Source organism: Aureimonas sp. AU20, from assembly GCF_001442755.1.
Taxonomy (GTDB): domain Bacteria; phylum Pseudomonadota; class Alphaproteobacteria; order Rhizobiales; family Rhizobiaceae; genus Aureimonas.
On the sequence record NZ_CP006367.1, the window covers coordinates 2,629,924 to 2,656,109 of the forward strand.

Consider the following 26,186-nt stretch of genomic DNA (forward strand, 5'->3'; position numbering starts at 1 on the left):
GGCGCGCCTATCGCAATTCAGGCGTATCGTCAAACAAGCGACGGTGTTCCGACACGGCGTAGCTGTCGGTCATCCCGGACAGATAGTCCGAGACGCGGCGGGCCAGACGCGCTTCGTCCAGCGCCGCCACCTCCAGGCTCCAGGCGCCGTGCATCTGCGATGGCTCCGCGACGTAGCGTCGAAACAAGTCCTCCACCACACCCTCGGCCCGCGTCATGACGCGGGACACACCCTCGCTTCGATAGACGCGCGCGAAGAGAAACCGCTTCGTCCGGGCGGCAAGTTCTTCCATTTCCGGCGAGAAGCAGAGCAGCGTGCGCTTGGCATTGCGCACGTCCTCGGCCGTCTCGATCCCGTCCTCCCGCAACCGGCGCAAGGTCGAGGCGATGACATCCTCCACCATTCGCGTGATATGCCGGCGCATGATCTCGTGGACGGTTCGCGCCTCGTCGAGGCCGGGATACTTCGCACGCACTTCACTCAGGATCGTGCCGGCGAGTTCCAGTTCCGCCAGATCGTCGAGTTCGATCAATCCGGCCCGCAAGCCATCGTCGAGATCATGCGTGTTGTAGGCAATGTCGTCGGAGATCGCGGCGGCCTGCGCTTCCAGAGTCGCGAAGCGCTCCAAATCCAGCGGGTAGCGCGCGTCGAATTCGAGGATCGGGCGCGGCACCTCCTCATGCCAAGTCGCATAGGGACCGAGCATCGGCCCGTTGTGCTTCACCAGCCCTTCCAGCGTCTCGAAGCTGAGATTCAGCCCGTCGAACTCCGCATAGCGGCGTTCCAGCGCGGTCACGATACGGAGCGACTGCGCGTTGTGGTCGAACCCGCCATAGGGCGCCATGCAGCGATGCAGCGCCCGCTCGCCGGCATGCCCGAAGGGCGTGTGGCCGAAATCATGGACGAGCGCGATCGCCTCCGTCAGGTCCTCGTCCAGCCGCAGGGCGCGCGCGAAGGCGCGGGCGATCTGCGACACTTCGATCGTGTGGGTCAGGCGGGTGCGGAAGTGGTCTCCCTCGTAGGCGACGAAGACCTGCGTCTTGTGCTTGAGCCTGCGAAAGGCAGTGGAATGGACGATCCGGTCGCGGTCGCGCTGGAAAGGCGTCCGCGTCGGGCTGCCAGGCTCGGGAAACAGGCGCCCGCGCGACTGAGCGGGATCGCTGGCAAAGGACGCCAGGGTGGAGCGGCCGAGGCCGATGCTGGCGAAGATTGGGTCCGACATCCCATGCTTTCCGAGCGGCATAAGCCATACCGCCCCGTCTGGGCGGCGTTGACCCGCTAGGGGCGCATCCATACGTTAGGACACGAACAGCAACAAGCAGAGGTCGGGACGGCGCGCTCCGCCGCCCGAAATCCCCATGAGCCAGTCGCTCGACACGACGGTGACCGTTTCCGACGCCGCGGCCCGGCGCATCCTGTCCATCCTCCAGAAGACCCCGAGCGAGAACGCGCTGCGCATCTCGGTGGAAGGCGGCGGCTGCTCGGGCTTTTCCTACAAGTTCGACCTGACGCACGAGGCCGAAAGCGACGATATCGTAATCGAAAAGAACGGCGCGCGTGTTCTCATCGATCAGACGTCTCTGGCCTATCTCGACGGCTCGGTGGTGGATTTCGTGGACGATCTGATGGGCCAGTCCTTCCAGATCCGCAATCCGAACGCCACCGCCTCCTGCGGCTGCGGAACGTCCTTCTCGATTTGACACGCCCCGTCCTGCCGGGCATGCCGAAGCGCTCTTCAGCCATGCCCGGAGGACCCGCCATGCTCGTCGCGACCTGGAACATCAACGGCGTCAAGGCGCGCATCGAAGCCCTCAAGAGCTGGCTGGACGAATCAGGAGCGGACATCGTCTGCCTGCAGGAGATCAAGAGCGTCGACGAAGGCTTTCCCAAAGCCGAGTTGGAAAGTGCCGGCTGGCATGTCGAGACCCATGGCCAGAAGGGCTTCAACGGCGTCGCGCTTCTGTCGCGCCAGCCCGCCATGGCGATCGATCGCGGCCTGCCCGGCGACGAGATGGACGACCAGTCGCGCTTCATCCATGGCCTTTGGGAGACGGCAGCCGGCCCCTTGCGCGTCGCCTCGCTCTACCTACCCAACGGCAATCCGCTCGGCACCGAGAAGTTCAGCTACAAGCTGCGATGGATGGCACGCCTGGAGACGATCGCCCGGCGATGGCTGGCGCAGGAAGTGCCTTTCGTTCTGGCCGGCGACTACAACGTCATCCCCCAGCCCGAGGACGCCAAGAACGCGGCCGACTGGCTCGGTGATGCGCTCTATCAGCCGGAAAGCCGAGCGGCCTATCGCCGCCTCCTGAATCTCGGCCTCACCGACGCCGTGCGAGCCACGACGGACGCGGCGCAGACCTATACGTTCTGGGACTATCAGGCCGGCGCCTGGCCGAAGAACAACGGCATCCGAATCGACCATATTCTTCTGTCGTCCGACCTCGCCTCTCGACTCGCCGCCGTGCGGATCGACAAGCATGTTCGCGCCTGGGAGAAGCCGTCCGACCACGTGCCGGTTCTGGTCGATCTCAAGATCTGAGAGTCAGCCCGAGTATCGCTCAGGGTGCGTCCGCGCCGATCTTCTCGGCGGACGCGATGGCCATGCGGCGTTCCGATTCGCTCGACAGGGAGAAAGCCTCTTCCTGCAGCGGGCGAATCCATTCCTTATCCTTGTCCGGCGCGGCCTTCAGCGCGCGCGTCAACATGGCGAGGCCACGCGCAGGCTCGGCCCTCAGCGAAATCGTCTCGCCGTCGAACAGGAGATAGCCCAGCAGCGCCTCGGCCTTGGCGTAGCCCTTCTTGGCCGCCAGCTGGAGCCAGCGCGCCGCCTGCGGCGGATTGGGCCGGCCACCCTCGCCCGCCAGCAGCATGCGCCCCAATTCGAACTGCGCCTGCGCATCGCCGAAATAGGTCGCGGCATGGGCATAGAGCTGACGGGCCTGCGTCGGGTCGGCCGCAATGGGCGTGCCCGGAATGCCGTTGCGCATATACTCGGCGAGCGCGACCACGGCACTGGCGACATAGGCGGCATTCGGCGATGTCGCCGTGTCGTCCTCCTGATCGCGGACGATCTCCTCGAACATCTTGAAGGCTTCGAAGTCGTCCTCCTTGACGCCATCGCCCTCGGCATACATCTGGCCGAGCTTCCAACGGGCTCCGGCGTGGCCGAGATCGGCGGCCTGCTGCAGAGCTTCCAGCGCCTCGGCCTTTTCCCCACGCTTGTAGGCCGCAAAGCCCATGGAGAAGAACTCGCGCGGCGACTTGGCATGCGCGCTTGAGGCGACCGAGGACGGGTCGAGCGCCAGCGCCTGTTCGCCGAAGCCGACCGCGAAAGGCAAGACAAACAGAAAAAGACGGGCTGCGCGCATCAACCGAATTCTCAGATCCGACCGAACCGGCGAGTGGTCTCGCCAGCCTGAGAAAACAGGATCGCTTGCGCGTTCGAAGAAAGTCTGAAGACGAGCGAGTCGAAAGAGTTTCGATACTTAGGTGGGTGGCCGATCCGAGCTGAACCTGCGACGACCGCGCCTTCCGCAGCGGCGGAAGACCACAGGTGTCTCGCAGTCAACGATGCGACCCTGCTGACGAGCGTAATGTCGGACGTCATGACACCTCAACGACTCATCGCATTCTTGGGAAGCGACGAGTCTTTCCAGCCTTTATGCTTGTCGAGCGATGCCTTTGTTTTATGGCGGTAACGGGGCATCGCCTGACCCCGCAACACTATCCGATGCAAAGCCGCAATACTGTTGCAGAGCGCCCACATTCCCAGCTTCGGAACCGCGCGGGTCCATTGCCAAACGAAAAGGGCGCCCGACCAGCAGGCGCCCTTTTCATAAGCCGGAAAGATCGAACGATCAGAAGGTCAGCTTGAGCGAAGCACTCGCCGCATAGACCCAGTCGTCACCCACCGTCGCGTTGAACAGAGCGCCCTGCGAAACGTTCTGGCTGCCGCTCGTCCAGTAGCCGATCAGGCCGCCGACGCGGATTTCCGCCCAGTCCGTGTTCTTCAGGGAGAGACCGCCCGACAGGGTGTAGAGGTCGGTATAGGTGGTTTCCGAGCCGCGCGAGACGCCGCTGTCGTAGCCGACCGAAACGCTGCCGGAAATCTGCTTGTTGAAGGCGCGCCCGATGCCGAGCGTCACGGTGTAGCCATCGTCCCAATTGTAGGGGCTGATGGAAGAATTGCCCGCAACCGTGGTGATGACCGCCTTGTTCGTGCTCCAGTCCGTCCAACGGAAGGAACCCAGCAGCAGGGTGCCCTCCGCGATGCCGGTCTGGAAGTTCACATAAAGGCTCTGCGGGCTTGTGGCCGTGTTCTGGAAGGCCGGAAGGCCACTGGCGAGCACCGTGCCGTTGGTCGGCAGGCTGGCGAGAAGCGAGGACGGCACGTTGATGCCACGCTGCGCCAGGAACGCCGCCGCTGTCGGGATCGAGAGCTGGCGTCCGTCCGCAAGCCGGACAAAGGCGTCGCCGGTCGCGGCGATCGAGCCCTCGCCGGTAACGTCGTCATGCTTGACTTCCGACCGGTAGAGAACCTGCGCGCGCAGGGCGATGTCGGGAATCTCGAAGGCCGCGCCGATGCGATAGCCCGTCTTGTAGCTGCCTTCCGTGTCGGCCGTGACGCCGATGGGAAGGAGCAGGCTGGCGCCGAGGCCGCCCAGCGTCGCCCGCAGCGAAGCCGGCAGGGTCGCGCCGATATTGCGCGTGGCGAGGCTCGTGCCGTCGAAGTTGAAATCCTCGGCGAAAAGCCCGCCCAACAGGCTAAAGCGCATGCCGTCCTGCGAGTAGCTGATGCGGCAGGTTCCGCTGATCTCGTTGGACTTGAATTCGAGATCGCGCACCCGCGACCCGCCGGGGAACTGTGCCGGCTGCGCGCCACCCGGCAGCGAGCTATAGTCGCCTTCGGCCGCGAAGGACTCGGTGAAATTGCCTGCGCAGGCGGCGGTGTCGTTGCCGAACTTAATCGCCGCGCTGGGGATCTGATAGTTGCCGGTATAGGTGTCGTAGTTGCCGCGAACGCCGTTCACCGTCTCGAAGTCGCGCTGCGGCGAAACGTAGGTGAAGCTGAAACGGTTGGTGATCGTGCCTGGCTCGTAGAGAACATCCGTGTCGGCCGTGCCGCGCTGGAAGCCGCCGGCCTGCGCCAGCGTCAAGGTCGATAGCAACGCCGTAGAGGCGATCACCAAATGGCGCGCGAATGTCATGGTTTCCCCCAGTCCAACCCTCATAGCCGAAGTCTTACGCGCTCCGGCTTGCTGGAAACCTGTCACAAGTGTCGCGGACTTGAAACGGGCAAATCCGGGGAGAAACCCTAAGGCATCTCAACGAGCCCACGTCTTAAAGGTGTAGATTTTACATCAAGGGACACCAGCAAGGCGTTTTGAGTGTTGGATTTTCCCCGATCGATATTCGAGAAAGAATCAATACGTGGTCGCTCCGCAGGTAAATCACCAACTCTTCCGTTAACGGAAGAGTTGGTGATCGTTGCTGTCAAGTCACAGAGTGCAGCGCCGAAGAAAATCCTTCACTGCAGCATCGCCAAGGCCGCTCGCAGCTTTTCGGCCTCCGCTACGAAGGTCTGCCGCTTCTCGCGCTCCTGCTCCACCAGCTCCTCCGGCGCGTTGGCGACGAACTTCTCGTTCGACAGCTTCTTGTCGATTCGCTCCACCTCGCCGCGCAGCTTGCCCTCGGCCTTTTCAAGGCGAGCGCGCTCGGCGGCAAAGTCGATCATTCCCGCAAGCGGCAGGGCGTAGGTGACGTTGGAGAGGACGAGCTGTGCCGATTGAGCGGGCGCCGTCTCCGCCGTGGCAAGGCCCGAGAGGCGCGCCAGGCGCCGCAGCGCCGCCTCGTGACGCACCAGACGGTCACGAACCAAAGCGTGTGGAGCGACGGCAACCAAGGCGGCCTCCGCCGAAGGCGGCACGTTCATCTCGGCGCGAACCGAGCGGATTTCGCTGACGAGATCGACCAGCCAGTTCAAGTCGCTGGCGGCCGCTTCGTCGCGGAACGCCGTAGTCGGCCAGGGCGCGTGGCAGAGAAGCGTCGCGCGCGCCTGTCCCTCAGGGGCCGTCACCTCCCAAAGCTCTTCCGTCAGGAAGGGCATATAGGGATGCAGAAGCGTGTAGAGCTGATCCAGCACGAAACCCGTCACCCGTCGCGTCTCGTCCTTGGCCGCCTCATCTTCGCCCAGGAAGATCGGCTTGGCGAGTTCGAGATACCAGTCACAGACGATATTCCAGGCGAAGCGATAGAGCGCCGCAGCGGCATCGTTGAAGCGAAGGGCGGCCAAGGCCCCGTCCACTTCGGCGATGACGTTGGACAGCTCCGTCATGACCCAGCGGTTGACAGCGAGCGTCAGCGTCTCGCCCGTCACGCTCTCGCCATGCCGAGCGCCGTTCATCTCGGCGAAGCGCGTGGCGTTCCAGATCTTGGTGCCGAAATTGCGGTAGCCCGCGATCCGCTGCGGATCGAGCTTCACGTCGCGACCCTGCGCCGCCATGATCGCCAGCGTGAAGCGCAGCGCGTCGGCGCCGTACTCGTTCACGATGTCGATGGGGTCGATGACGTTGCCTTTGGACTTCGACATCTTGGCGCCGGACTTGTCTCGCACCAGCGCATGGACATAGACCGTGTGGAACGGCTCCTGCTCCATGAAATGGAGGCCCATCATCATCATCCGGGCGACCCAGAAGAAGATAATGTCGAAGCCGGTGACGAGCACACTGGTGGGGTAGTAGGTCTTCAGTTCCGGTGTCTGGTCCGGCCACCCCAGCGTCGAGAACGGCCAGAGCGCGGACGAGAACCAGGTGTCGAGCACGTCCTCGTCGCGCGTCAGGAAGGCGTCGAGCCGGTCCTGGCTCTCAGCGAGCGTGCGCGCCTCGGCGTCGGTGATCGTGCCGTTCGTAACGTAATGGGCGAGCGCGCCGGCGATCGCCGTCTCCTCGTCCTCATCCACGAAGATCGTGCCATCCGGCCCATACCAGGCGGGAATGCGATGGCCCCACCAGAGCTGGCGCGAGATGCACCAGGGCTGAATGTTTTCCATCCAGTCGAAATAGGTGTTTTCCCAATTGCGCGGCACGAACTTCGTCCGGCCCTCGCGCACGCTGTCGATCGCGGGCTTGGCCAGCGTCGCCGCGTCGACATACCACTGGTCAGTGAGGAACGGCTCGATCGGCACGCCGCTGCGGTCGCCATGCGGGACCATGTGCGTGTGGTCCTCGATCTTGGCGAGGTAGCCTTCCGACTCCATCCACTCGACCAGGAGCTTGCGCGCCGCGAAGCGGTCAAGTCCCTCGAACAGGCCGATCGCCCGCTCGCCATCGTCGGCATAGAGTCCTTCGAGGAAGTCGGCATTGTCGCGAAGCGCGATCGTGCCATCGACCGCCATGATGTTGATGCGCCGCAGATCGTTGCGCTTGCCGACCTCGAAATCGTTGAAGTCGTGCGCCGGGGTGATCTTAACGGCACCCGAGCCCGCCTCCGGGTCGGCGTAGTCGTCCGCGACCACCGAGATCAGACGGCCGATCAGCGGCAGGCGAACCATCTTGCCGACCAGAGCGGCATAGCGTTCGTCGCCCGGATTCACGGCGACGCCGGTGTCGCCCAGCATGGTCTCCGGCCGCGTGGTCGCGACGGTGATGAAGGTTTCCGGGTTTTCCGGGTCGTAGTTGCGACCTTCGACGGGATAGCGGAAGTGCCAGAGGTTGCCCTTCACCTCCTGCTGCTCGACCTCGAGATCCGAGATTGCTGTCAGAAGCTTGGGGTCCCAGTTGACCAGGCGCTTGTCGCGATAGATCAGGCCTTCGCGGTAGAGCTGTACGAAGACCTTGCGGACGGCACGAGACAGGCCCTCGTCCATGGTGAAGCGCTCGCGCGACCAGTCGCAGGACGCGCCAAGGCGACGCAGCTGCTGAAGGATCGTGCCACCCGATTCTCCCTTCCACTGCCAGACCCGATCGACGAAGGCTTCGCGGCCCATGGCGCGGCGGCTCGGCTCCTGCCGTTCGGCCAGTTGGCGCTCAACCACCATCTGCGTGGCGATGCCAGCATGGTCGAGCCCGGGCTGCCAAAGAACGTTCTTGCCGCGCATGCGCTCGGTGCGAACCAAGATGTCCTGCAGCGTGTTGTTGAGCGCATGGCCGATATGGAGCGAGCCCGTCACGTTCGGCGGCGGGATCACGATCGAGAAAGGCTCGGCACCGGGCTTGGCGGCGGCACCGGCCGCGAACGCATCGGCGCTTTCCCAACGCTCCGCGATGCGGGGTTCGACGGCGGCCGCGTCGTAGGTCTTCTCGATCATGGACTATCCAACCATTCCAAAGGAGGATTTTCGGTTACAGGCAGAGTTTCGCGGGTGTCAACGCACCCGCCCTGCCGTGAGCGGCGTCGGTGGCCTGCTCAAACGAAAAAGGAGCGGCTGGGCCGCTCCTTTCGGATTGCTGCAAACAGGCTTTCGTCCGTTCAGCGGCGACCACCGCGCGACAGGCGCTCGATTTCCTCGCGTACGAGACGCTCGACCATGCGCGGCAGGTTATCGTCCAGCCATTCGGCCAGCATGGGCTTCAGCATTTCCTGCGCCATGGCTTCAAGCGACTTCAGCTCGCCATTGCGGATCGCCTGCGCCAGTTCGTCGAACGAGGCCGCCACCATCTGACCGGACGACTGCGACAGAAGCGGATCGACGCCCGCCGTCGCATAGGTGCCGTAAGCGCCCTGCTCCTCCAGGCCACGGCGATCCGTGTTGGCGGGCTCGAAACTGGTGCGGTCCGTGGGAGCCTGATGCCGGGCGGTTTCGCTCATCGTCGTTTCTTCCCTGCTGTCCGTCTGCACATGTTCATCGGAGCCGATGGGCTCGCCTACGCTGCCGGTGACGGCCTGCGTGACCGAGGCCACATGCGCGCCATCCTCGTATCCGTTCAATGCGGCGGTGGCATGATGGGTCTGCTCGAACTCGCCCCACGTGGCGGCCAGTTCGGTTTCCAGTTGAACGGTGAGGTGGTCCTCGTCCACCCCGAACCCGCCGCCCCGGTTTTCGCCGCCGTGCTCCTGGAAAGACGCCGTCGGCGCGACCGTTCCGTAGGATGGAACCTCGCTCGCGATCGGCTCGGCGACCGGCCGCTGGAAATAGGACAGGCTCGATCCGTCAGACGCTTCCGCGTCCTCCGCCTCCTTTCGGATGGCATCGAGACTTGCGTCCCGTGTCGCGCCGTCGCGGAATCCCCCGGCGGCGCCTCGATCTTCTCCCGTCTCGATAATCCGACGGATGGACGCCAAAATTTCGTCCATCGACGGCTCTTGCGCGACGTTCGCCTTGCTCATGCTCCGCACCCGATCTCGACTCGCGGCCTGACGCGACCTCGATGCATCATAGGTAGAGACAAAGAAAGCGCCGTTGAAGCCTTTCCCGGCATTCAACGGCGCTTTGCAACGCTTTTTTAACGAATGGTGATGAACGCGGGCTTAGCGACCGTCCGGCGTGCGAAGGCCGTACCACTTGTCCTTGACGGCCTGGTAGTGCTCTTCGGGCTCGTAGGCCGCGACCGTCAGCCCCAGGCGCTGCGGCGACAGATGGCCGATCGCCGAGGCCAGCGTGTAGTTCGCGACCACCACATCACGCTGCGCGCCGGCGAGCAGGATCTGCGCCGTGATGACGTCGGACTGCGCGTTCAACACGTCGAGCGTCGTGCGCTGACCGACATTGCGCTCCTCAATGACGCCGTTCAGCGCCAGCTGCGCAGCGGAAACTTGCGCGCGGTAGCCCGTGACGTTGGCTTCGGCGGCCTGCTTCTGCGCCCAGGCCGTGGCAACCGCCGAGCGAACCTGATCGCGCGTGCCGTCGACCTCAATGCGGCGCTGGCCCAGCACTTCCTTGGCCTGCCGCACGCGGGCCGAGACGATGCCGCCCTGGTAGATCGGAACCGTCAGGCGCGCCGAAACCGAAGCCGACACCTGGTTCTGCGTCAGCACGTCGACGCCCGGCAGGCTGGAGCTGTTGGGATCGGTGTCGCTCAGCGAATAGGTGTTCTCGACCGTGCCGTTGACCGAAAGATTCGGCAGGCGCTGACCTTCGGTCGACTTGACCTGGAACGAAGCGGCATCCACCGCGAACTGCGTCGCCAAGATGGCGGGATGCTCGTTCTGCGAGACGGTGATCGCCTGCGAGATATTGGCCGGCAGCAGCGAGCGAGGGGGCAGCGTCCCCGAATCGAGCTCGCCCGGCGGATCGCCCACCACGTCGAGATATTGCGACTCGCTGCTGGCGACCTGCGCCAAGGCGGTGTTCAACAGCGCCGTGGCAAGCGCCTGCTGCGATTGCGCCTGCGCGACGTCCGTCCGCGTTCCCTCACCCACGTCGAAGCGGGCCCGCGCGGCGCGCACCTGCTCGTTCAGGAAGGCGAGGCTCTGGCGACGGAAGGCTGCGATCTCTCGGTCGCGACGCACATTCATATAGACGGTGATCGTATTCAGAAGCGTGTTCTGGACGGTGTTGTCCAGGTTCTTCTGCGAGGCGCGGACCTGCGCTTCGGCGGCGTTCACGTTGTTGGGGGTCTGAAAGCCGTCGAAGATCGTCTGGTTGATCTCGATCGCTCCGGCCAGAGCGCCGGTGCGCGAATTGGTGGTGCGCAGATTGTCGCCCAGCGTCGTCCGCGAGCGGGCGCTCTGCGCCTGACCGACGGCGGACACGGTCGGCCGCAGACCGCCCTTGGCGATCGGCACGTTCTCGTCGGTCGCACGAAGCTGCGCCCGCGCGACGTTCAGATCGTGGTTGTTGGCGTAGGCTTTCGCCATGGCGCCCCGAAGCGATTCTGCATCGGCGAGGCTTGCGCTGCCGAGCAGAAGCACCGCCGACAGGGACATCAGAACCCAAGACTTCTTGCGCAATGGCTCACTCCGAAACCCGGGCCGTGGCCCTGACCGGCATCAGGACCGCATATAACAACGAGAGGCCTAGCCCGAACCTTGGCCTAATCTGGTATCCGAATGAACCTACAAACCGATGAACGCCAGTGCGCCAGCCAGGGGCAAGCTTCTTTTGAAGGTCAGTGTGGCGAAGCGAAAACACTTTCCGCACGTAAGAGAGAGACGCCAAGGCCAAGCATCTCTGCTGCAGCGGCCGCAGCGAAACGCCGATTATGCGTTGTGCAACGACCGCTTAGGCCCAACCTGACGTTCAGGCGGAAGGGCCGCCTCAACCAACCCATCTTATCCACAGGCAAGGCTTGTTCGGCACGCAGCCGATCGTCAGAAGACGAAGGCCTTCTCGCGCTCGAAGCTTGGCAGAGGCTTCACGCCGCAATTGAAGGCGAAGCGGTTGGAGACGATTCCGTCTTCCTTCGTGTAGAGCTTGGCGAGAGCTGAAAGGCCATGCCCTTCCACGACCACCAACCGGCCGCGATCGCGCAGCTGGTCGAAGAAGACTGGTGGCACCTCCTCGACCGCACCCTGGAAGACGATGACGTCATAGGGAGCGTCGGCGGCGTAGCCCCTGTTCAAAGGCCCCTTGGCGACGGCGCAGGACAGGCCGCCGAGCTGGCCGATCAGGTCGGTCGCGCGCGATGCCAGGGCCTCGTCCGATTCCAGAGCCACAACCGAGCCGGCGAGATGAGCGAGGATGACGGAGGAATAGCCAGTGCCACAGCCTACATCGAGAACGACGTCCTGCGGCTGGATGGCGGCCAGCTGGATGAGCTTGGCCAGCGGCGAAGGCTCCATGAGATAGCGGCCGTTGCCGAGGGGGATATCCTCGTCGATATAAGCCAGCGTCCGCCGCTCGTCAGGCACGAACAACTCGCGCGGAACGGTCAGGAACGCACGAAGAATCTCGTGCGACGTGACGTCCGTCGTGCGGATCTGGTTGTCGACCATCTTGGTGCGAGCGGCCGCGAAATCCATGGCAGTTCCCGGATTGGTGATTTTGCGCCACCCATAGGCGTCCGCCCGGACACTGGCAAGCAAAACCCGTGGGTCAGCCCTCGCGAGGCGGCAGGCTGAAGCAACGATGTAAGGGGCTGGTTGGATGGAGGCCTCGGAGGGAATCGAACCCCCGTGCAAGGATTTGCAGTCCTCTGCGTAACCACTCCGCCACGAGGCCCCAACGAGCGGCTACCTAGCCGCGCGGATCGGCCAGCGCAAGCCCCGCACCGTCACAATCGTCATGAAGCCGCTACCTCCGGCCGAAGTTCGGCAGCCGGACCCAGCGATACCAGGGCCGCCCGGCGGCTTGCGGATTATTGGCGAACTTCAGACGCTGGCGACGCCCCCACTTCACCTCGGTGCGGCGGCGCCAGCGGCGCACGAAGGCAAGGTCGATCGACAGGATGATCAGCCCGAGCGGCAGCATCCAAAGGCCGAGGATGGGGAGAAAACTGAAGACACCTCCAATCAGAAAGGCGATGCCCAGCGCCATGCGCGCCAGACGGTTCGCCGGCAGTCGCAAGGTTCGACCGAACATCTCGACCGAGTGTCCGCGCAGTCGAAACAGGCCCCGCTTGGGCGGCTGATACTCGTTCATTCGCCTTTTCAGACTCCGATTAAGGGTCGTGCCAATTAGGAAATAGGGACGATCCGGTCCCTTACCCAGCGCAGAGCGTCGGTTCGAACGAAAGCCTGTGAGAAACGCCAGCTTTCCAACCTTTTGTCGCCTTGCCCAGCCGTTCGCTCGTCTAAGCCATGTGACGAGGCGTAGTCGCGGAGCGTGCCGGAATGGTGGCCTCCCGCAAAAATCTCGGCAGCTTCCCCAAGTGCCCCCTTTTCAAATCGGAACAAGTCACGTTATAGGGCTCCTCGTTCGCAGACGATGCGAGCCTTTCCCCGGTAGCTCAGTGGTAGAGCAATCGACTGTTAATCGATCGGTCGCTGGTTCGAATCCGGCCCGGGGAGCCAAGTCAAGCCATCCGCCTTTTCGTTGGATTGATGCTGGCTGAAGAACTCACCTTACTTCATCTGTCGATCGCGGCTTCGCGCCGCCCCGATGATGCTCCCGCGTTGCGCGGCTTGCCTGCCCCTCCCCAATCGGAACGCAATTCCTATCTGCTCGTCTTCGCGAGAAAAAGGCGATCGGATGGCAATGCACGGCTGAAATGCCTGTTCTTGCCGCTCCGGGATCGCCCCCCTAGGGTCCACCGCATCCCTTCCCACGATTCGGAGCCGCCATGTCCAGACTCAACTCCGTGATCGACGCCATCGGCAACACGCCGTTGATCCGTCTCGCCAAAGCCAGCGAGATCACGGGCTGCGAGATCTACGGCAAGGCGGAGTTCCTCAATCCCGGCCAGTCGGTCAAGGACCGCGCAGGGCTCTTCATCATCCGCGATGCCGAGGCGCGGGGTCTCCTGCAGCCGGGCGGCGTCATCGTCGAAGGCACGGCCGGCAACACGGGCATTGGTCTTTCGCTTGTGGCCGACGCGCTCGGCTACAAGACGGTGATCGTCATCCCCGACACGCAGGCGCAGGAGAAGAAGGACGCGCTGCGCCTGATGGGAGCCGAGCTGATCGAGGTCCCGGCCGTCCCTTACAAGAACCCCAACAATTACGTGAAGCTCTCCGGGCGCCTCGCCGAGCAGCTGGCGCGCACGCATCCGCAAGGCGCGATCTGGGCCAACCAGTTCGACAACACCGCCAATCGCGACGGCCATGTCGTGACCACCGCCGAGGAGATCTGGCACCAGACCGGCGGCCAGGTGGACGGGTTCGTCTGCGCGGTCGGCACGGGCGGCACGCTAGCCGGCACCGCGATGGGTCTGAAGCGCCATTCCAGCCATATCAAGATCGGCATCGCCGATCCGTTGGGTGCCGCGCTCTACAGTTTCTACAAGACGGGCGAGTTCCGCTCCGAAGGCAATTCGATCACGGAAGGGATCGGCCAAGGCCGCATCACCGCCAATCTCGAAGGGTTCGAGCCCGATTTCGCCTATCAAATCCCTGACGAGGAGGCGCTTCCGATCCTGTTCGATCTGGTGGGCCAGGAAGGGCTCTGCCTAGGCGGCTCGTCCGGCATCAACATCGCCGGCGCCATCCGTATGGCGCGCGAGCTGGGGCCGGGCCATACGATCGTGACCATCCTTTGCGACTACGGCAATCGCTATCAGTCCAAGCTTTTCAATCCCGAGTTCCTGCGCTCCAAGAACCTGCCGACGCCCGACTGGCTCGAGGCGCAGCCGGCCTTCGACATCCCATTCGTCTCAGTGGATGCGTGAACATGGAGACTGAGGCGGTCTATTCTGAGGACAGCTATCTTTCGACCATGGAGGCGCGTCTCGTTCGGATCGAAAGCGAGAGGGCGCTCGTCTTCGATCGCTCGAACTTCTTTCCCGCCGGCGGCGGCCAGCCGGGCGACCAAGGCTTCATCGAGCGACCGGACGGAACACAGGTCCCCGTTCTGGACACGCGCTATACGGAAGACCGATCCGCCATAGCGCTCGTGGTCGGCGAAGGGGTCACCTTGCCGGAGCCCGGTGAGATGGTCGTTCTGCATGTCGACTGGGGGCGGCGCTATCAGTTGATGCGCATGCACACGGCGCTGCATCTCCTCACCGTGGTCTGCCCCTATCCCGTGACCGGCGCCGCCGTGGGCGAGGAGGAAGGGCGAATCGACTTCGACCTGCCCGAAGCCGAGACGGACAAGGCGGAGGTTACAGTGCGGCTCATGGCCCTGGTGGAGGCCAACCATCCCGTTTCCATTCGCTGGATCACGGACGAGGAGCTCGACGCCAACCCATCGTTGGTGAAGTCGGCCAATGTTCGCCCGCCGCGCGGCGCCGGCCGGGTGCGGCTGGTGGCGATCGGCGCGAACGGCGAGATCGACTCGCAGCCCTGCGGCGGCACGCATGTCTCGGAAACGCAGGAGATCGGCGAGATTCACATCTCCAAGATCGAGAAGAAGGGTAAGACGAACCGCCGCTTCCGCCTTCGCTTCGGACCAGCGGCGAGCTGACGCATTCGGCAGCCCACGCCCCTGGCTTCGGCCGATCGATGGCTTGACGCTTCGCCCTTTCGCCGGGGCACGACGCTCTTTATGGTGCAGCCACCCGAACGCGGAGCGAGGTTCCCGGTGAGCGACAATCCCTTTCTGATCAGCGCCGAGGATCTGCAGGGCCATATCGGCCGCGAGGGACTCTCGGTGGTGGACGCCTCCTGGTATCTGCCGGCTCAGAAGCGCTTCGCCCGACCCGAATTCGAGGCCGGCCACCTGCCCGGCGCCGTTTTCTTCGATCAGGACGCGATCGCCGACAAGGCGTCATCCCTTCCCCATACGCTGCCGAGCGAAGCGTTCTTCTCGGAGGCCGTCAGCGCGCTCGGAATTCGCGAGACGGACACGATCGTCGTCTATGACGGGATGGGCTTCTTTTCCGCGCCACGAGTCTGGTGGATGTTCCGCACCTTCGGCGCGAAGGACGTGCGCCTTCTCGATGGCGGCCTCCCCGCTTGGGTTCAGGCGGGCTTCCCGCTAGAAACCGTAATGCCCGACAAGGCCGCCGCTCACTTCAACGGCAAGCTAGATCCCTACTCCGTCGTGTTCCTCGAAGAGATGAAGGGAATCGTTGCCGAAGGCGCGCATCAGATTGCCGACGCGCGATCGGGCGAGCGCTTTCGCGCCGAGGCGCCAGAGCCGCGTGAGGGCGTGCGCGGGGGCCATATGCCGGGTGCCCGCTCCGTACCGATCGGCACGCTCGCCGAAAACGGCCGGCTGAAGGACGAAGCGAGCCTTCGCGCGATCTTCAGCGAAGCGGGAATCGACCCCGCTCGGCCGGTCGTCACGTCCTGCGGATCGGGTGTGACTGCGGCTGCAATCAATTTCGCGCTCGCTTCGCTCCCCCATACGACTGTACGGCTTTACGACGGGTCCTGGACCGAATGGGGCTCCCGCGACGACACGCCGGTCGAAACCGGCCCTGCCCGATGAAAGACTGACGCCGAATCATGCGCCTTCTCACCACCACAGTCACGCAGCTCGTCCTGCACCAGCTGCCCGACGGCCCCGTGCCCGCTCCCCAGAACGGCCGGGAATACGTTCTCCTGAAGGTTCGGCAGATCCCGCTCGCCTATTACCGCTACCTCTACGAGGCCGTGGGCAAGCCCTATCACTGGACCTCGCGCCGGCTTGGCGACGCCAGCCTGTCACGCGAAATTCACGCGCCCAACGTACGTCTGCGCATCCTGTATTGCGACGGCGTTCCGGCCGGATGGTTCGAACTGGATGTGGGCCGCGCTCCGCGCGACACGCGGCTGGTGCATTTCGCCATCATGCCGGAGTTCCGGGGCCAGGGCCTCGCGCGTCACCTCCTGTCGCAGGCGATCGTCGCCGGCTTCGAGGACCAGCCGAGCGCCCTGACGGTGGAGACCAACACACTGGACCACCCGGCCGCGCTACCGCTCTACCGCAAGATGGGGTTCCGCCCGGTGTCGACCCGCGAGGTCTCGACGCCGGCCTACGAAGACTGACGGGAAAGGGCGGCGCGAGGCGCGCCCATCCAGACAAGGAGATCCGATGGCGACCGATGGCTCCCAGCTGAACCGGCGGCATTTTCTCGCGGCCAGCGGCGCCCTCGCCGCCGGCGTCGTGCTTCATCCCTGGAGCGCGAAGGCCGAGGCAAGTCAGGCGCATCTGCGCCTGATGGAAACCACGGATCTTCACGTCAACGTCTTCCCCTACGACTATTACGCCGACAAGGAGACGCCGACGGTCGGACTCGCGCGCACCGCGGCGATCGTGGATCGCATCCGCGCGGAGGCGAAGAACGCACTTCTTTTCGACAATGGCGACTTCCTTCAGGGCAACCCGATGGGCGACTACATCGCCTTCGAGCGCGGCATGAAGGCTGGCGATACGCATCCGGTGGTCGCAGCCATGAACACACTGCGCTACGACGCGGGGACGCTCGGCAATCACGAGTTCAACTACGGGCTCGACTTCCTCGAAGCGACGCTGACGAAAGCCAACTTCCCCGTCGTCAGCGCCAATGTCCAGACGAGCGCCGGCGCGCCGCTCGTGCCGCCCTATATCGTGCTGGATCGGCAGATCGAGCTCGGCGACGGCACGCGCCACCCGATCCGCATCGGCGTGATCGGCTTCGTGCCGCCACAGATCACGGTGTGGGACGCGCAAAACTTCAAGGGCCGCGCGACGACGCGAGGCATCGTGGAAGCGGCGCGCGAGCTTGTCCCCAAGCTCCGCGCGGAAAAGGTCGATCTCGTGCTCGCGCTTTGCCATTCCGGCATCGCGGCCGGCTCGGCCGAGGATACGGGGCTGGAGAACGCCGCGCTGCAGCTTGCCTCCGTCGAGGGGATCGACGCGCTGTTCTGCGGCCATCAGCATCTTCGTTTCCCCGGCGAGGACTTCAAGTCGATCGAAGGCGCGGACTGGCAGAAGGGCACGCTCGCCGGCAAACCCGCCGTCATGGCCGGCTTCTGGGGTTCCGATCTCGGCTTGATCGACCTTCTTCTGGAACGCTCGGGCGAAGGCTGGCGCGTCGTCTCGGCGACATCGGAGCTGCGCCCGATCTACGAGCGCGTCGATCGCAAGCCCAAGGCGCTGGTGGAATCCAAGCCCGAAGTGCTGGCCGCCGCCCAAAGCGAGCACGAGGCGACGCTGAACTATGTCCGCCGCCCCGTCGGCGAAACCCGGGCGCCTCTGCATTCCTTCTTCGCTCTCGTGGCGGACGATCCGTCCGTGCAGATCGTGAACCAGGCGCAGCTCTGGTACATGAAGGAAATCCTGGCACAGACCGAGTTCAAGGACCTCCCGCTGCTCTCGGCCGCCGCGCCCTTCAAATCCGGCGGGCGCTCGGGGCCGGACTACTACACCGACATTCCGGCGGGGCCGATTGCGATTCGAAACGTCGCCGATCTCTATCTCTATCCCAACACCGTCCAGGCGGTGCGCATCACGGGCGCCGAGGTGAAGGACTGGCTGGACATGTCGGCCGGCATCTTCCGCCAGATCGAACCCGGCAGGGCGGACCAGGAACTGATCGCCGACGGCTTCCCGTCTTACAATTTCGACGTGATCGACGGTGTGACCTATCGTATCGACGTGACCAAGCCGCCGCGCTTCGACAAGGACGGCGCGTTGGTCAATCGCGACATCTCGCGCATCGTCGATCTCGCGTTCGACCGAAAACCGGTCGACCCCAAGGCGTCCTTCGTCGTGGTTACCAACAACTACCGCGCCGGCGGCGGCGGCAAGTTCCCCGGCATCGGGCCGGACAAGATCGTCTTCGTCGCGCCGGACGCCAATCGCGATGTGCTGATCCGCTATATCGTGGAGCAGAAGGTGATCGACCCCAAGGCCGATCGGAACTGGCGCTTCGAGGCCTCGCCCGGCACCTCCGTCCTGTTCAGCACCGGCCCCGCCTCGGCCGCTCATCTGAAAGACGTGTCCGAGTTGAAGCTCGAGGAGGCGGGACGAACGGACGAGGGCTATGCGCGCTATCGCCTGTCGCTCTGAACCTCTGCCCCGCGCGATGATCTGCCAAGCGTCGTGACGACTTCAAAAGACCGCGCGGGTCTTCTAGAGGCTTGTTGAAGAGCCGCGCGGGTCACCGGGGCGGCGATCCGACTGCCCCGACGTCCCGTCTCGCCGCCCGGCGGGGCGCTCCACAGGATGCCCGACTTGCTCCACTTGCGCCGCGCCTTGTTTGTCCTGATCCCCCTCCTCGTGATCCTTGCCGGTCTCTGGGTCTTCGGCGAGAGAGAGCCGGCGCGGCTGGAGCCGAGCTTCAATGCTGCCGCGATCGGCAGCGACCCTGCGGCCTATCTCGCGCGTACCGAGGCCGACATTCCCAATCTGCGCCCCAATGCGCAAAAGGAGATCGTCTGGGCCTATCCGCTGTCGCACGCCAAGACGCCCCTGGCATTGGTCTATGTCCACGGCTTCTCGGCAGCGAAGGGCGAGGCGCGACCGCTGGCCGACGAGATCGCCAAGCGGCTCGGCGCCAATCTCTTCTACACCCGCCTCGCCGGCCACGGACGCGACGGCACGGCCATGGGCGAGGCAAGCGTCGGAGACTGGATAGACGACATGGCCGAGGCCATGGCGATCGGCCGGCGGCTCGGCGAAAAGGTCGTGGTGATCGGCTCGTCCACCGGCGCGACGCTGGCGACGCTGGCCGCAAGCCGCCCGGACTTGTCGGAGGACATGGCCGGCCTCGTTCTCCTATCTCCCAACTATCGACTGCAGGATTGGCGCAGCTTCGCCCTGCGGCTGCCCTTCGCGCGCAAGCTGCTGCCGCTGATCGAGGACGAGACCTATCGTTACACGCCGATGAACGAGGCCTTCGGCGCGAACTGGACGGTGAGCTACCCCACGCTTGCGCTCCTCCCCATGGCGCGCCTCGTGGAGATCGTCGGCGGACTGGATGTCTCCGCCATCAATGTGCCCGCCCTGTTCGTCACTGCGCCGAACGACTCGCTGGTTGATCCGCAGCGCACGGCCGAGGTGGCGGCGCACTGGGGCGCACCGCATCAGGAGATTACGGTCTCCGACAGCGCCGACCCGCAGCATCACATCCTGGCGGGCGAGATCGTCTCTCCCAACACGACGGAGCGGCTGGCGGGGCAGATCGCGGATTGGATCACCGCGCTGCCCGGCTCCAAGCCTTGATACAAGAAGGGCGGCGATTGGTTTCGCCGCCCTTTTTCGTGCGTCGGATCAGATCAGGAGATCGGACATGATCTGGTTTTCGGTTATGTCCTGGTAACGGATACCTTCGTCCGCGAAGCGCCTCAGCAGGATGTCGAAATTGCCGGGCTCGCGCGTTTCGATGCCGAGAAGGATCGAGCCGAACTCCCGCGTGCTCTTCTTCAGATACTCGAAGCGGGCGATATCGTCGTCCGGGCCGAGCAGAGCCAGAAAGTCCCGCAGGGCGCCCGGCCGCTGCGCCAAGCGCAGGATGAAGTATTTCTTGCGCCCCTCGAAGCGCAGCGCCCGCTCCTTCACGTCCGGCAGGCGTTCGAAGTCGAAATTGCCGCCCGACACGACCAGCACCGCCGTCTTGCCTTTCAACTCGGGCCCGAGCGTGCGCAGCGCATCGATCGCCAGAGCGCCAGCCGGCTCCACGACGATACCCTCGACATTCAGCATTTCCAGCATCGTGTTGCACAGGCGCCCTTCGGGCGAGAGCACGACCTGCTCGGGCGCGAAGCGGCTGAGGATTTCGAAGGGCAGAGCGCCGATCTCGGCTACCGCCGCGCCATCCACGAACCCGTCCATCTGCGGCAGGCGCACGCGGCGCCGCTCCTGCAGGCTGGTGCGCAGGCTCGGCGCGCCCATGGGCTCGGCAAGGCGGAAGGCTGGCTTGCGCTGACCGTCGAAATAGAGCGCCATGCCCGAGGCGAGACCGCCGCCGCCGACCGGCAGGACGAGCATGTCGATCGCCTCGTCGCCGAGCTGACGCAGCGTTTCCAGTGCCACGGTCGCCTGGCCTTCGACGATGTCGGCATGGTCGAAGGGCGGCACCATCTCGGCGCCACTGGAGGCGGCATAGGCGCGCGCCGCCGCATAGCAATCGTCGAAGAAGTCGCCGACCAGCTCGATCTCGATCGCGCCGCCGCCGAAGGTGCGCGTCTTGTCGATCTTCTGCTGCGGCGTCGTCACCGGCATGAAGACGCGGCCCTCGACGCCGAAATGGCGGCAGGCGAAAGCGAAGCCCTGGGCGTGGTTGCCCGCCGAGGCGCAGGTGAAGCGCGCCTCCGGGCCGCCGCGCGCGAGCCGCTTGCGCATGAAGTTGAAGGCGCCACGAATCTTGTAGGAGCGGACGGGGGTCAGATCCTCGCGCTTCAGGAAGATGCGCGCGCCGTAGCGGTTGGAAAGATGCTCGTTCAGCTGCAGCGGCGTCTCCCCGAAAAGGGAGCGCAGCGCCTCTTCCGCCTGCGCGACGCGGGCGTGAAAATCAGGTTGGGTCATGGATCTGTCTTCGGTCGAAAGGCGGTCGAGACCTTGTGCCTCGAGCCAGCCAGAAGCGGGCCGACGGCCCGGAAAGGATCGGTTGCGACGGACCGCCGGACGGCGGGCGACGCAGGCCGGACGCGCTCGGCGCCGGACGCTGCAAGCAGCGGCGGTGCCTAGAGGGCGCCGGCGCCGATAATCAGGGACGCGATCCCGCCGATCGATGTTCTCTGCGCCATCGCACGTCCCCCTTCGTCACCTTGTTTCGACCGATTCTGCTCTTCCTCCAACACGCGGCATTTGTAAAGCCGCACGGATTCGGATCGGCTCACTGGAAAACGTCCACGATCTCGAACCGATCGACATCCACCAGACCCTTGTCGGAGATGCGCAAGGAGGGGATCACGACCAGCGCCAGGAGCGAGTGCTGCATATAGGCGTTGTTGAGTTGGCACCCCGCCTCGCGCATGGCCGCGATTAGGCGATCGGCCTTCGCGGCGACGATCTCCGCCCGCTCCACCGACATGAGACCAGCGACCGGCATCTCAACCAACGCTTTCTCCTCGCCTTCTGCGAAGAAGACGACGCCGCCTCCGACCTCGCCGAGCCGGTTGGCGGCCTGCGCCATGGCGGCGCCATCGGTTCCCACCACGATCATGTGGTGGCTGTCATGGGCGACGGTGGAGGCGAGAGCGCAGCGACCGCGATAGCCGAAGCCGGAGACGAAGGCGTTGACCACCGCGCCCGTCGCGCGGTGCCGCTCGACCAGGGCGATGCGGCAGACATCCTGCGTCTCGTCGCCGGGCACGGCGCCGTCGATCACCGGGAGCGTCGCTGTCAACGCGCGGGTCGGGGCCTGATTCTCGACCACGCCGATGACCCGTGCCGTCACCTCGTTGCGCCCGGCCGGGGCCTGAAGCAGAAAGTCCTCCGCGCCGAGCACGCGGCCGAGCTTCACCGTGCCCATGGCGCTTTCGGGATAGGGATAGGCGGGAATGTCGGCGACCAGCCGTCCCGCCTCGGCCAGCTTGCGGCCCCGCGCGAACACGGCGTCGATCGTGAGTTCGGCAAGATTGGACACGAGAAGGAAGTCGGCGCGTCGCCCGGGAGAAACCGACCCGATCTCTCGGGCAAGGCCGAAATGCTCGGCCGTGTTGATCGTCGCCATCTGGATCGCGGTGACCGGCTTTAGTCCCTGCGCGATGGCATGACGAACGACGCGGTTCATGTGACCATCGTGAACCAAGGTGCCGGAATGGCAATCGTCGGTGCAGAGGATGAAGTGGCGGCTGTCGAGCCCCTGCTCTGTCACGGCGCGGATCTGCTCGGCCACGTCGTACCAGGCCGAGCCGAGTCGCAGCATCGCCTTCATGCCCTGGCGAACGCGGGCGATCGCATCCTCCATGCGCGTGCCTTCGTGATCGTCCTCCGGCCCGCCCGCGACATAGGCGTGGAAGGCCCGGCCGAGATCGGGTGAGGCATAATGACCGCCCACCGTGCGCCCGGCCCGGCGCGTGGCGGCAATAGCGCCGACCATGGTCGGATCGTTGGCGACGACGCCGGGAAAGTTCATCACCTCGCCAAGGCCGATAATGCCGGGCCAGCGCATGGCCTCGGCGACGTCCGCTGGCGTCAGCACCGCGCCCGCCTCCTCCAGCCCCGGCGCGGAGGGCACACAGGAGGGCATCTGAACCCAGACGTTGACCGGCTGCTCCAGCGCCTCGTCATGCATGAGGCGCACGCCGGGAAGGCCAAGCACGTTGGCGATCTCGTGCGGATCGATGAACATGGAGGTCGTGCCGTGCGGGATCACCGCGCGGCAGAATTCGGTGACCGTCACCATGCCGCTCTCGACATGCATGTGCGCGTCGCAAAGGCCGGGCACGACATAGCGCCCCGCCGCTTCGACGATCTCGGTTTCGGGTCCGACGCAGTGCGAGGCGTCCGGCCCGCAATAGGCGAAGCGCCCTTCCACCACCGCGAAATCGGTGTCCGGAATGATCTCGCCGGAATGGACATTGACCCAACGCCCGCCACGCACCACCAGATCGGCCGGCCGGCGACCCATGGCGACGTCCACCAGCACCGGCGCGATATCCTCGAAAGCGTTCACGGGCATTCCCCTCGCATTGACGGCTCGGGACCTTCGTAGCCAGCGGGGCGCGGAAAATCCATCGCCAGTGCCCTCGCCGCCGCTCCGGCACCCGCTCTCCGACAATCGCCGCCCGCTCGCCGCGCGAAAAGGAGGATTGAGGATGGCGGAGGAGCGAGGTATCACGAGCGGAGCAGGGATCGGTTCCGCCCACCAAACCAAGGCGGTTGCGGATCGCGGTGTCGGCGCCCTGTTAGGCAGGGCATGCGGGCTTGGCGAAATGGTAGACGCAAGGGACTTAAAATCCCTCGGACTTAATCTGTGCGGGTTCGAGTCCCGCAGCCCGTACCACCCCGCTATTGCGCGCCCCGAATGCGCGTTTTGTCTCACTTAACCGAATGTTAATGTTGCTCGGGTGTCGAGCGGGTGATCTCGAACGGGTGTCGGCAAGCGATCCATTATTTATTTCAGCTACTTAGTCAGGCGATTTAGGTCTGCTCAGACAATTACGAGTTATAAAGGAGGGCTGTTGCGACCATTGTTAAGGTTTTCGGCCTGTGATTTGATAGTGTTCAGAGGTTAACCGCGTTCGAGGTTGGTTCCAGGAGGAACACCTATGACACAGGCGACCAAAATCCCGAGCGTGCTGGCGAGCGATGCTGATCTGATCTGGTCGGACTTGGGCGCGACCAATGCGGACGAGATGCTGAGCCACGTCCGCAGCGACAATCGCGCGCTCGACACCTTGAGGCTGGCGCTCGAATGCGACGCGCAGTGCGACAACGGCTCGACCCTCATTCCCGAACTCTGCCGCTGAGGCACGCCTTCGCGAACGCCATGACACTTGGCAGGCGGCGGTGAGCCTTCTCGACTCCTTCAGATGAAATGCGGCGGAGTGGTCCCCGCCGCTTTCGCTCGTCAGGCCGAAAGCTTGGCTGCGATCTCGGCGATGTGCTTGCCCTGGAACTTGGCGCCGTCGAGCTCGATCTGGCTCGGCTGGCGCGAACCGTCGCCGCCCGCGATCGTCGTCGCGCCGTAGGGCGATCCGCCTGCGATCTCGCCGAGAGTCATCTGGCCCTGGAAAGAATAGGGCAGACCGACGATTACCAGACCATGATGCAGAAGCGTCTTGTGGACGGAGAGGATCGTCGCCTCGTTGCCGCCGTGCTGCGTCGCCGAGGAGGTGAAGACGCCGCCGACCTTGCCGATCAACTTGCCCTGCGCCCAAAGGCCGCCGGTGCGATCCCAGAAGGAGGCCATCTGCGAGGCCATGTTGCCGTAGCGCGTGGGCACGCCGACGATGATCGCGTCGTACCCTGCGAGATCGTCCGGCTGGGCTTCGGGAAAGTCGTGGTCGGTCTTGAAATGCGCGGCCTGGACGACTTCGGGCGGCGCCGTCTCGGGCACGCGCTTGATATCAACCTCGGCGCCGGCGGAGCGCGCGCCTTCTGCCATGGCCTTGGCCATGGTTTCGATGTGGCCGTAGCTGGAATAATAGAGAACCAGGACCTTCGCCATCGTCTCTCCCTTTTCATTATCGAACCGATCCCCAGCGGACCGGCGTCTGGGGCTGACATAGAGCGGCAGCGCCCGAGGAAAGCGAGCGTCGGAATGTTTGACGCTGCGTCGCTGAACGCAAACAGGTCCTGTCGCTTTATCTTCACGCCGGCACTCGCCACACTCCGCCTGGCGCGAATCGAAGGGAACGGGACGATGACACATCAGGGCGAGACGGCGCCGACGGCCGCGATGCTGGCGATCGGCGACGAACTTTTGTCCGGCCGCACGAAGGATCGCAACATCGCCCATCTGGCGAGCGTTCTGACGCTCACCGGGATCGACCTCAAGGAGGTGCGGATCGTCGCCGACGACCAAGGCGCTATCGTGGACGCCTTGAACGCCTTGCGTGGCCGATACGACCACGTCTTCACCTCGGGGGGCATCGGCCCGACGCATGACGACATCACGGCCGAGGCCGTCGCCCTTGCCTTCGGCCTGCCTCTGATTCAGCACCTAGAGGCCATGGACCGGCTCGCGCGCCACTACGCCTCGCGCGACCTGCCCTTCACCGAAGCGCGCATGCGCATGGCGCGCACGCCGGAGGGCGCCACGCTGATCGACAATCCCGTTTCGGTGGCGCCCGGCTTCCAGGTCGAGAACGTCTTCGTCATGGCGGGCGTGCCGGGAATTTTCACCGCCATGCTGGACAATGTTCTCCCCACCCTGCCCGGCGGCCCGGTCATGCAGAGCGCCTCCGTCGCCTGCCCGTTCGGCGAAGGCGATATCGGCGGACCGCTGGCCGAGATCCAGAGGCAGCACCCCGGCACGGCGATCGGCTCCTATCCCCGCTTCGATGGCCAGCGCTATTCTACCGAACTGGTGATCCGCTCGCGCGATGCTGACGCGCTTTCCGCTGCGCGCGAAGCCGTTGAGGCGATGATCGATGGGCTGAAGGCGAAAGCGGCGTGACGACGTTCCCACGCCTCGAACTTGCCGGAGCGCGGTGGAACCGCTATCCGAGCCCGCTTACGCGCGTAAGCCCTTCGGAGAGCCAGCATGTCGACGCCCGATAAGTCCTTCCCCGTGTCCTGGGACCAGTTCCACCGCGACGCGAGGGCTCTTGCCTGGCGTCTGGCGGGCGTGCGGCCGGAATGGAAGGCCATCGTCTGCATCACGCGCGGCGGCCTCGTTCCGGCGGCGATCATTGCGCGCGAACTCGGCACGCGCCTGATCGAGACCGTCTGTATCGCGTCGTATCATGACTATGACTCGCAGGGTGAGTTGCAGGTTCTCAAGGACATCTCGCCCACCCTGCGCGAGGAAGACGGCGAAGGCATCCTGATCGTGGACGACCTGACCGACACGGGCAAGACCGCCGCTCTGGTGCGCGCCATGCTGCCCAAGGCGCATTTCGCCACCGTCTACGCCAAGCCGAAGGGCCGCCCGCTGGTGGACACGTTCATCACCGAGGTCAGCCAGGACACCTGGATCTTTTTCCCCTGGGATCTCGGCCTGACGTTTCAGGCGCCGATCGCCAAGGGCTCAGCTGGCTGAGTTTTCCCCAGTCTCCACAGCAATCCCGTTCGACTTTTATCAAACGCTGGCCCTCGCCCGGGCTGGCGTTTATTTTTGACCCGTGTGCCTCTTCGGATCGGCTCGACAGCATCCTGTGGATAAGCCGAAAGCCAGGGAACCGATCGA

Annotated in this window: 22 protein-coding genes and 3 tRNA genes; 13 read left to right on the plus strand and 12 right to left on the minus strand. The window is 64.7% G+C overall.

Annotated elements, in window-relative coordinates; genetic code table 11:
* Positions 1–7: 7 nt before the first annotated feature.
* Positions 8–1,222, minus strand: a complete 1,215-nt coding sequence (locus M673_RS11680; RefSeq protein WP_061976222.1) for a deoxyguanosinetriphosphate triphosphohydrolase — start codon at positions 1,220–1,222, stop codon at positions 8–10.
* A gap of 136 nt (positions 1,223–1,358) precedes the next feature.
* Between M673_RS11680 and erpA the strand changes: the two genes are divergently transcribed.
* On the plus strand, positions 1,359–1,700 hold the full coding sequence (gene erpA, locus M673_RS11685) for an iron-sulfur cluster insertion protein ErpA (protein ID WP_061976223.1): 342 nt from the start codon (positions 1,359–1,361) through the stop codon (positions 1,698–1,700).
* 59 nt (positions 1,701–1,759) lie between these two features.
* Positions 1,760–2,542 carry an exodeoxyribonuclease III gene (xth, locus tag M673_RS11690; protein WP_061976224.1) on the plus strand — a complete coding sequence of 261 codons (783 nt, stop codon included), beginning with the start codon at positions 1,760–1,762 and terminating at the stop codon, positions 2,540–2,542.
* A gap of 19 nt (positions 2,543–2,561) precedes the next feature.
* Here xth and M673_RS11695 read toward each other — a convergent pair whose 3' ends face one another.
* From M673_RS11695 to M673_RS11730, 8 genes are all read right to left on the minus strand, one after another.
* Complete coding sequence (locus tag M673_RS11695; RefSeq protein ID WP_061976225.1) at positions 2,562–3,371, minus strand: tetratricopeptide repeat protein; 810 nt, start codon at positions 3,369–3,371, stop codon at positions 2,562–2,564.
* A gap of 489 nt (positions 3,372–3,860) precedes the next feature.
* On the minus strand, positions 3,861–5,210 hold the full coding sequence (locus M673_RS11700; RefSeq protein WP_061976226.1) for a hypothetical protein: 1,350 nt from the start codon (positions 5,208–5,210) through the stop codon (positions 3,861–3,863).
* Positions 5,211–5,530: 320 nt separating this feature from the next.
* On the minus strand, positions 5,531–8,308 hold the full coding sequence (locus M673_RS11705) for a valine--tRNA ligase (RefSeq protein WP_061976227.1): 2,778 nt from the start codon (positions 8,306–8,308) through the stop codon (positions 5,531–5,533).
* A 161-nt stretch (positions 8,309–8,469) separates the two neighbouring features.
* Entirely contained in the window at positions 8,470–9,294 is an 825-nt protein-coding gene (locus M673_RS24625) for a PopZ family protein (protein ID WP_187301255.1), read from the minus strand.
* A 174-nt stretch (positions 9,295–9,468) separates the two neighbouring features.
* Positions 9,469–10,866 carry a TolC family outer membrane protein gene (locus tag M673_RS11715; RefSeq protein ID WP_061976229.1) on the minus strand — a complete coding sequence of 466 codons (1,398 nt, stop codon included), beginning with the start codon at positions 10,864–10,866 and terminating at the stop codon, positions 9,469–9,471.
* Positions 10,867–11,250: 384 nt separating this feature from the next.
* On the minus strand, positions 11,251–11,901 hold the full coding sequence (locus M673_RS11720; RefSeq protein ID WP_061976230.1) for a protein-L-isoaspartate O-methyltransferase family protein: 651 nt from the start codon (positions 11,899–11,901) through the stop codon (positions 11,251–11,253).
* Between the two features lie 125 nt (positions 11,902–12,026).
* Positions 12,027–12,100: transfer RNA gene (locus M673_RS11725), tRNA-Cys, on the minus strand.
* Positions 12,101–12,172: 72 nt separating this feature from the next.
* The gene (locus M673_RS11730; RefSeq protein WP_187301256.1) at positions 12,173–12,520 is read right to left on the minus strand and encodes a hypothetical protein; all 348 of its coding nucleotides are present in this window, start codon (positions 12,518–12,520) and stop codon (positions 12,173–12,175) included.
* A gap of 296 nt (positions 12,521–12,816) precedes the next feature.
* Between M673_RS11730 and M673_RS11735 the strand changes: the two genes are divergently transcribed.
* The 7 genes from M673_RS11735 to M673_RS11765 all read left to right on the plus strand — a co-directional run bounded on the left by M673_RS11735 (position 12,817) and on the right by M673_RS11765 (position 19,609).
* Positions 12,817–12,891 (plus strand) — tRNA-Asn (locus tag M673_RS11735).
* A gap of 269 nt (positions 12,892–13,160) precedes the next feature.
* The gene (locus tag M673_RS11740; RefSeq protein ID WP_061976231.1) at positions 13,161–14,204 is read left to right on the plus strand and encodes a cysteine synthase A; all 1,044 of its coding nucleotides are present in this window, start codon (positions 13,161–13,163) and stop codon (positions 14,202–14,204) included.
* 2 nt (positions 14,205–14,206) lie between these two features.
* Entirely contained in the window at positions 14,207–14,941 is a 735-nt protein-coding gene (locus M673_RS11745) for an alanyl-tRNA editing protein (protein ID WP_061976232.1), read from the plus strand.
* Positions 14,942–15,022: 81 nt separating this feature from the next.
* A complete protein-coding gene (sseA, locus tag M673_RS11750) occupies positions 15,023–15,910 on the plus strand; it encodes a 3-mercaptopyruvate sulfurtransferase (protein ID WP_061976233.1) in 888 nt (295 codons plus the stop codon).
* Between the two features lie 17 nt (positions 15,911–15,927).
* Positions 15,928–16,449 (plus strand): GNAT family N-acetyltransferase, encoded by a 522-nt coding sequence (locus tag M673_RS11755; protein ID WP_061976234.1) that lies wholly within the window; start codon positions 15,928–15,930, stop codon positions 16,447–16,449.
* Between the two features lie 46 nt (positions 16,450–16,495).
* On the plus strand, positions 16,496–18,454 hold the full coding sequence (locus M673_RS11760) for a bifunctional 2',3'-cyclic-nucleotide 2'-phosphodiesterase/3'-nucleotidase (protein ID WP_061976235.1): 1,959 nt from the start codon (positions 16,496–16,498) through the stop codon (positions 18,452–18,454).
* Between the two features lie 156 nt (positions 18,455–18,610).
* Positions 18,611–19,609 (plus strand): alpha/beta hydrolase, encoded by a 999-nt coding sequence (locus M673_RS11765; RefSeq protein WP_244510299.1) that lies wholly within the window; start codon positions 18,611–18,613, stop codon positions 19,607–19,609.
* A 48-nt stretch (positions 19,610–19,657) separates the two neighbouring features.
* On the opposite strand, the gene ilvA is transcribed toward M673_RS11765, so the two are convergent.
* On the minus strand, positions 19,658–20,911 hold the full coding sequence (gene ilvA, locus M673_RS11770) for a threonine ammonia-lyase IlvA (RefSeq protein ID WP_061976236.1): 1,254 nt from the start codon (positions 20,909–20,911) through the stop codon (positions 19,658–19,660).
* A gap of 310 nt (positions 20,912–21,221) precedes the next feature.
* Positions 21,222–22,961 (minus strand): adenine deaminase, encoded by a 1,740-nt coding sequence (locus tag M673_RS11775; protein WP_374755558.1) that lies wholly within the window; start codon positions 22,959–22,961, stop codon positions 21,222–21,224.
* 290 nt (positions 22,962–23,251) lie between these two features.
* On the opposite strand from M673_RS11775, the gene M673_RS11780 reads away from it, so the two are divergent.
* A tRNA-Leu gene (locus tag M673_RS11780) sits at positions 23,252–23,336 on the plus strand.
* Positions 23,337–23,601: 265 nt separating this feature from the next.
* The gene (locus M673_RS11785; protein ID WP_061976238.1) at positions 23,602–23,802 is read left to right on the plus strand and encodes a hypothetical protein; all 201 of its coding nucleotides are present in this window, start codon (positions 23,602–23,604) and stop codon (positions 23,800–23,802) included.
* A 101-nt stretch (positions 23,803–23,903) separates the two neighbouring features.
* Here the strand turns inward: M673_RS11785 and wrbA are convergent, their stop codons facing one another.
* Positions 23,904–24,503: an NAD(P)H:quinone oxidoreductase gene (gene wrbA / locus M673_RS11790; protein ID WP_061976239.1), complete on the minus strand. Its 600-nt coding sequence runs from the start codon at positions 24,501–24,503 to the stop codon at positions 23,904–23,906.
* Positions 24,504–24,698: 195 nt separating this feature from the next.
* Here wrbA and M673_RS11795 point away from each other — a divergent pair, with 195 nt between their 5' ends.
* Together M673_RS11795 and gpt are read left to right on the plus strand one after the other, a co-directional pair.
* On the plus strand, positions 24,699–25,454 hold the full coding sequence (locus M673_RS11795) for a competence/damage-inducible protein A (RefSeq protein WP_061976240.1): 756 nt from the start codon (positions 24,699–24,701) through the stop codon (positions 25,452–25,454).
* Positions 25,455–25,541: 87 nt separating this feature from the next.
* A complete protein-coding gene (gene gpt, locus M673_RS11800; RefSeq protein WP_061976241.1) occupies positions 25,542–26,039 on the plus strand; it encodes a xanthine phosphoribosyltransferase in 498 nt (165 codons plus the stop codon).
* Positions 26,040–26,186 lie beyond the last annotated feature (147 nt).

Bases quoted from the DNA above. Each gene is read 5' to 3' on its own strand.
- M673_RS11680 (WP_061976222.1), bottom strand. From the start codon at position 1,222: ATGTCGGACCCAATCTTCGCCAGCATCGGCCTCGGCCGCTCCACCCTG.
- erpA (WP_061976223.1), top strand. From the start codon at position 1,359: ATGAGCCAGTCGCTCGACACGACGGTGACCGTTTCCGACGCCGCGGCC.
- xth (WP_061976224.1), top strand. From the start codon at position 1,760: ATGCTCGTCGCGACCTGGAACATCAACGGCGTCAAGGCGCGCATCGAA.
- M673_RS11695 (WP_061976225.1), bottom strand. From the start codon at position 3,371: ATGCGCGCAGCCCGTCTTTTTCTGTTTGTCTTGCCTTTCGCGGTCGGC.
- M673_RS11700 (WP_061976226.1), bottom strand. From the start codon at position 5,210: ATGACATTCGCGCGCCATTTGGTGATCGCCTCTACGGCGTTGCTATCG.
- M673_RS11705 (WP_061976227.1), bottom strand. From the start codon at position 8,308: ATGATCGAGAAGACCTACGACGCGGCCGCCGTCGAACCCCGCATCGCG.
- M673_RS24625 (WP_187301255.1), bottom strand. From the start codon at position 9,294: ATGGACGAAATTTTGGCGTCCATCCGTCGGATTATCGAGACGGGAGAA.
- M673_RS11715 (WP_061976229.1), bottom strand. From the start codon at position 10,866: ATGTCCCTGTCGGCGGTGCTTCTGCTCGGCAGCGCAAGCCTCGCCGAT.
- M673_RS11720 (WP_061976230.1), bottom strand. From the start codon at position 11,901: ATGGATTTCGCGGCCGCTCGCACCAAGATGGTCGACAACCAGATCCGC.
- M673_RS11730 (WP_187301256.1), bottom strand. From the start codon at position 12,520: ATGAACGAGTATCAGCCGCCCAAGCGGGGCCTGTTTCGACTGCGCGGA.
- M673_RS11740 (WP_061976231.1), top strand. From the start codon at position 13,161: ATGTCCAGACTCAACTCCGTGATCGACGCCATCGGCAACACGCCGTTG.
- M673_RS11745 (WP_061976232.1), top strand. From the start codon at position 14,207: ATGGAGACTGAGGCGGTCTATTCTGAGGACAGCTATCTTTCGACCATG.
- sseA (WP_061976233.1), top strand. From the start codon at position 15,023: ATGGTGCAGCCACCCGAACGCGGAGCGAGGTTCCCGGTGAGCGACAAT.
- M673_RS11755 (WP_061976234.1), top strand. From the start codon at position 15,928: ATGCGCCTTCTCACCACCACAGTCACGCAGCTCGTCCTGCACCAGCTG.
- M673_RS11760 (WP_061976235.1), top strand. From the start codon at position 16,496: ATGGCGACCGATGGCTCCCAGCTGAACCGGCGGCATTTTCTCGCGGCC.
- M673_RS11765 (WP_244510299.1), top strand. From the start codon at position 18,611: ATGCCCGACTTGCTCCACTTGCGCCGCGCCTTGTTTGTCCTGATCCCC.
- ilvA (WP_061976236.1), bottom strand. From the start codon at position 20,911: ATGACCCAACCTGATTTTCACGCCCGCGTCGCGCAGGCGGAAGAGGCG.
- M673_RS11775 (WP_374755558.1), bottom strand. From the start codon at position 22,961: ATGGGTCGCCGGCCGGCCGATCTGGTGGTGCGTGGCGGGCGTTGGGTC.
- M673_RS11785 (WP_061976238.1), top strand. From the start codon at position 23,602: ATGACACAGGCGACCAAAATCCCGAGCGTGCTGGCGAGCGATGCTGAT.
- wrbA (WP_061976239.1), bottom strand. From the start codon at position 24,503: ATGGCGAAGGTCCTGGTTCTCTATTATTCCAGCTACGGCCACATCGAA.
- M673_RS11795 (WP_061976240.1), top strand. From the start codon at position 24,699: ATGACACATCAGGGCGAGACGGCGCCGACGGCCGCGATGCTGGCGATC.
- gpt (WP_061976241.1), top strand. From the start codon at position 25,542: ATGTCGACGCCCGATAAGTCCTTCCCCGTGTCCTGGGACCAGTTCCAC.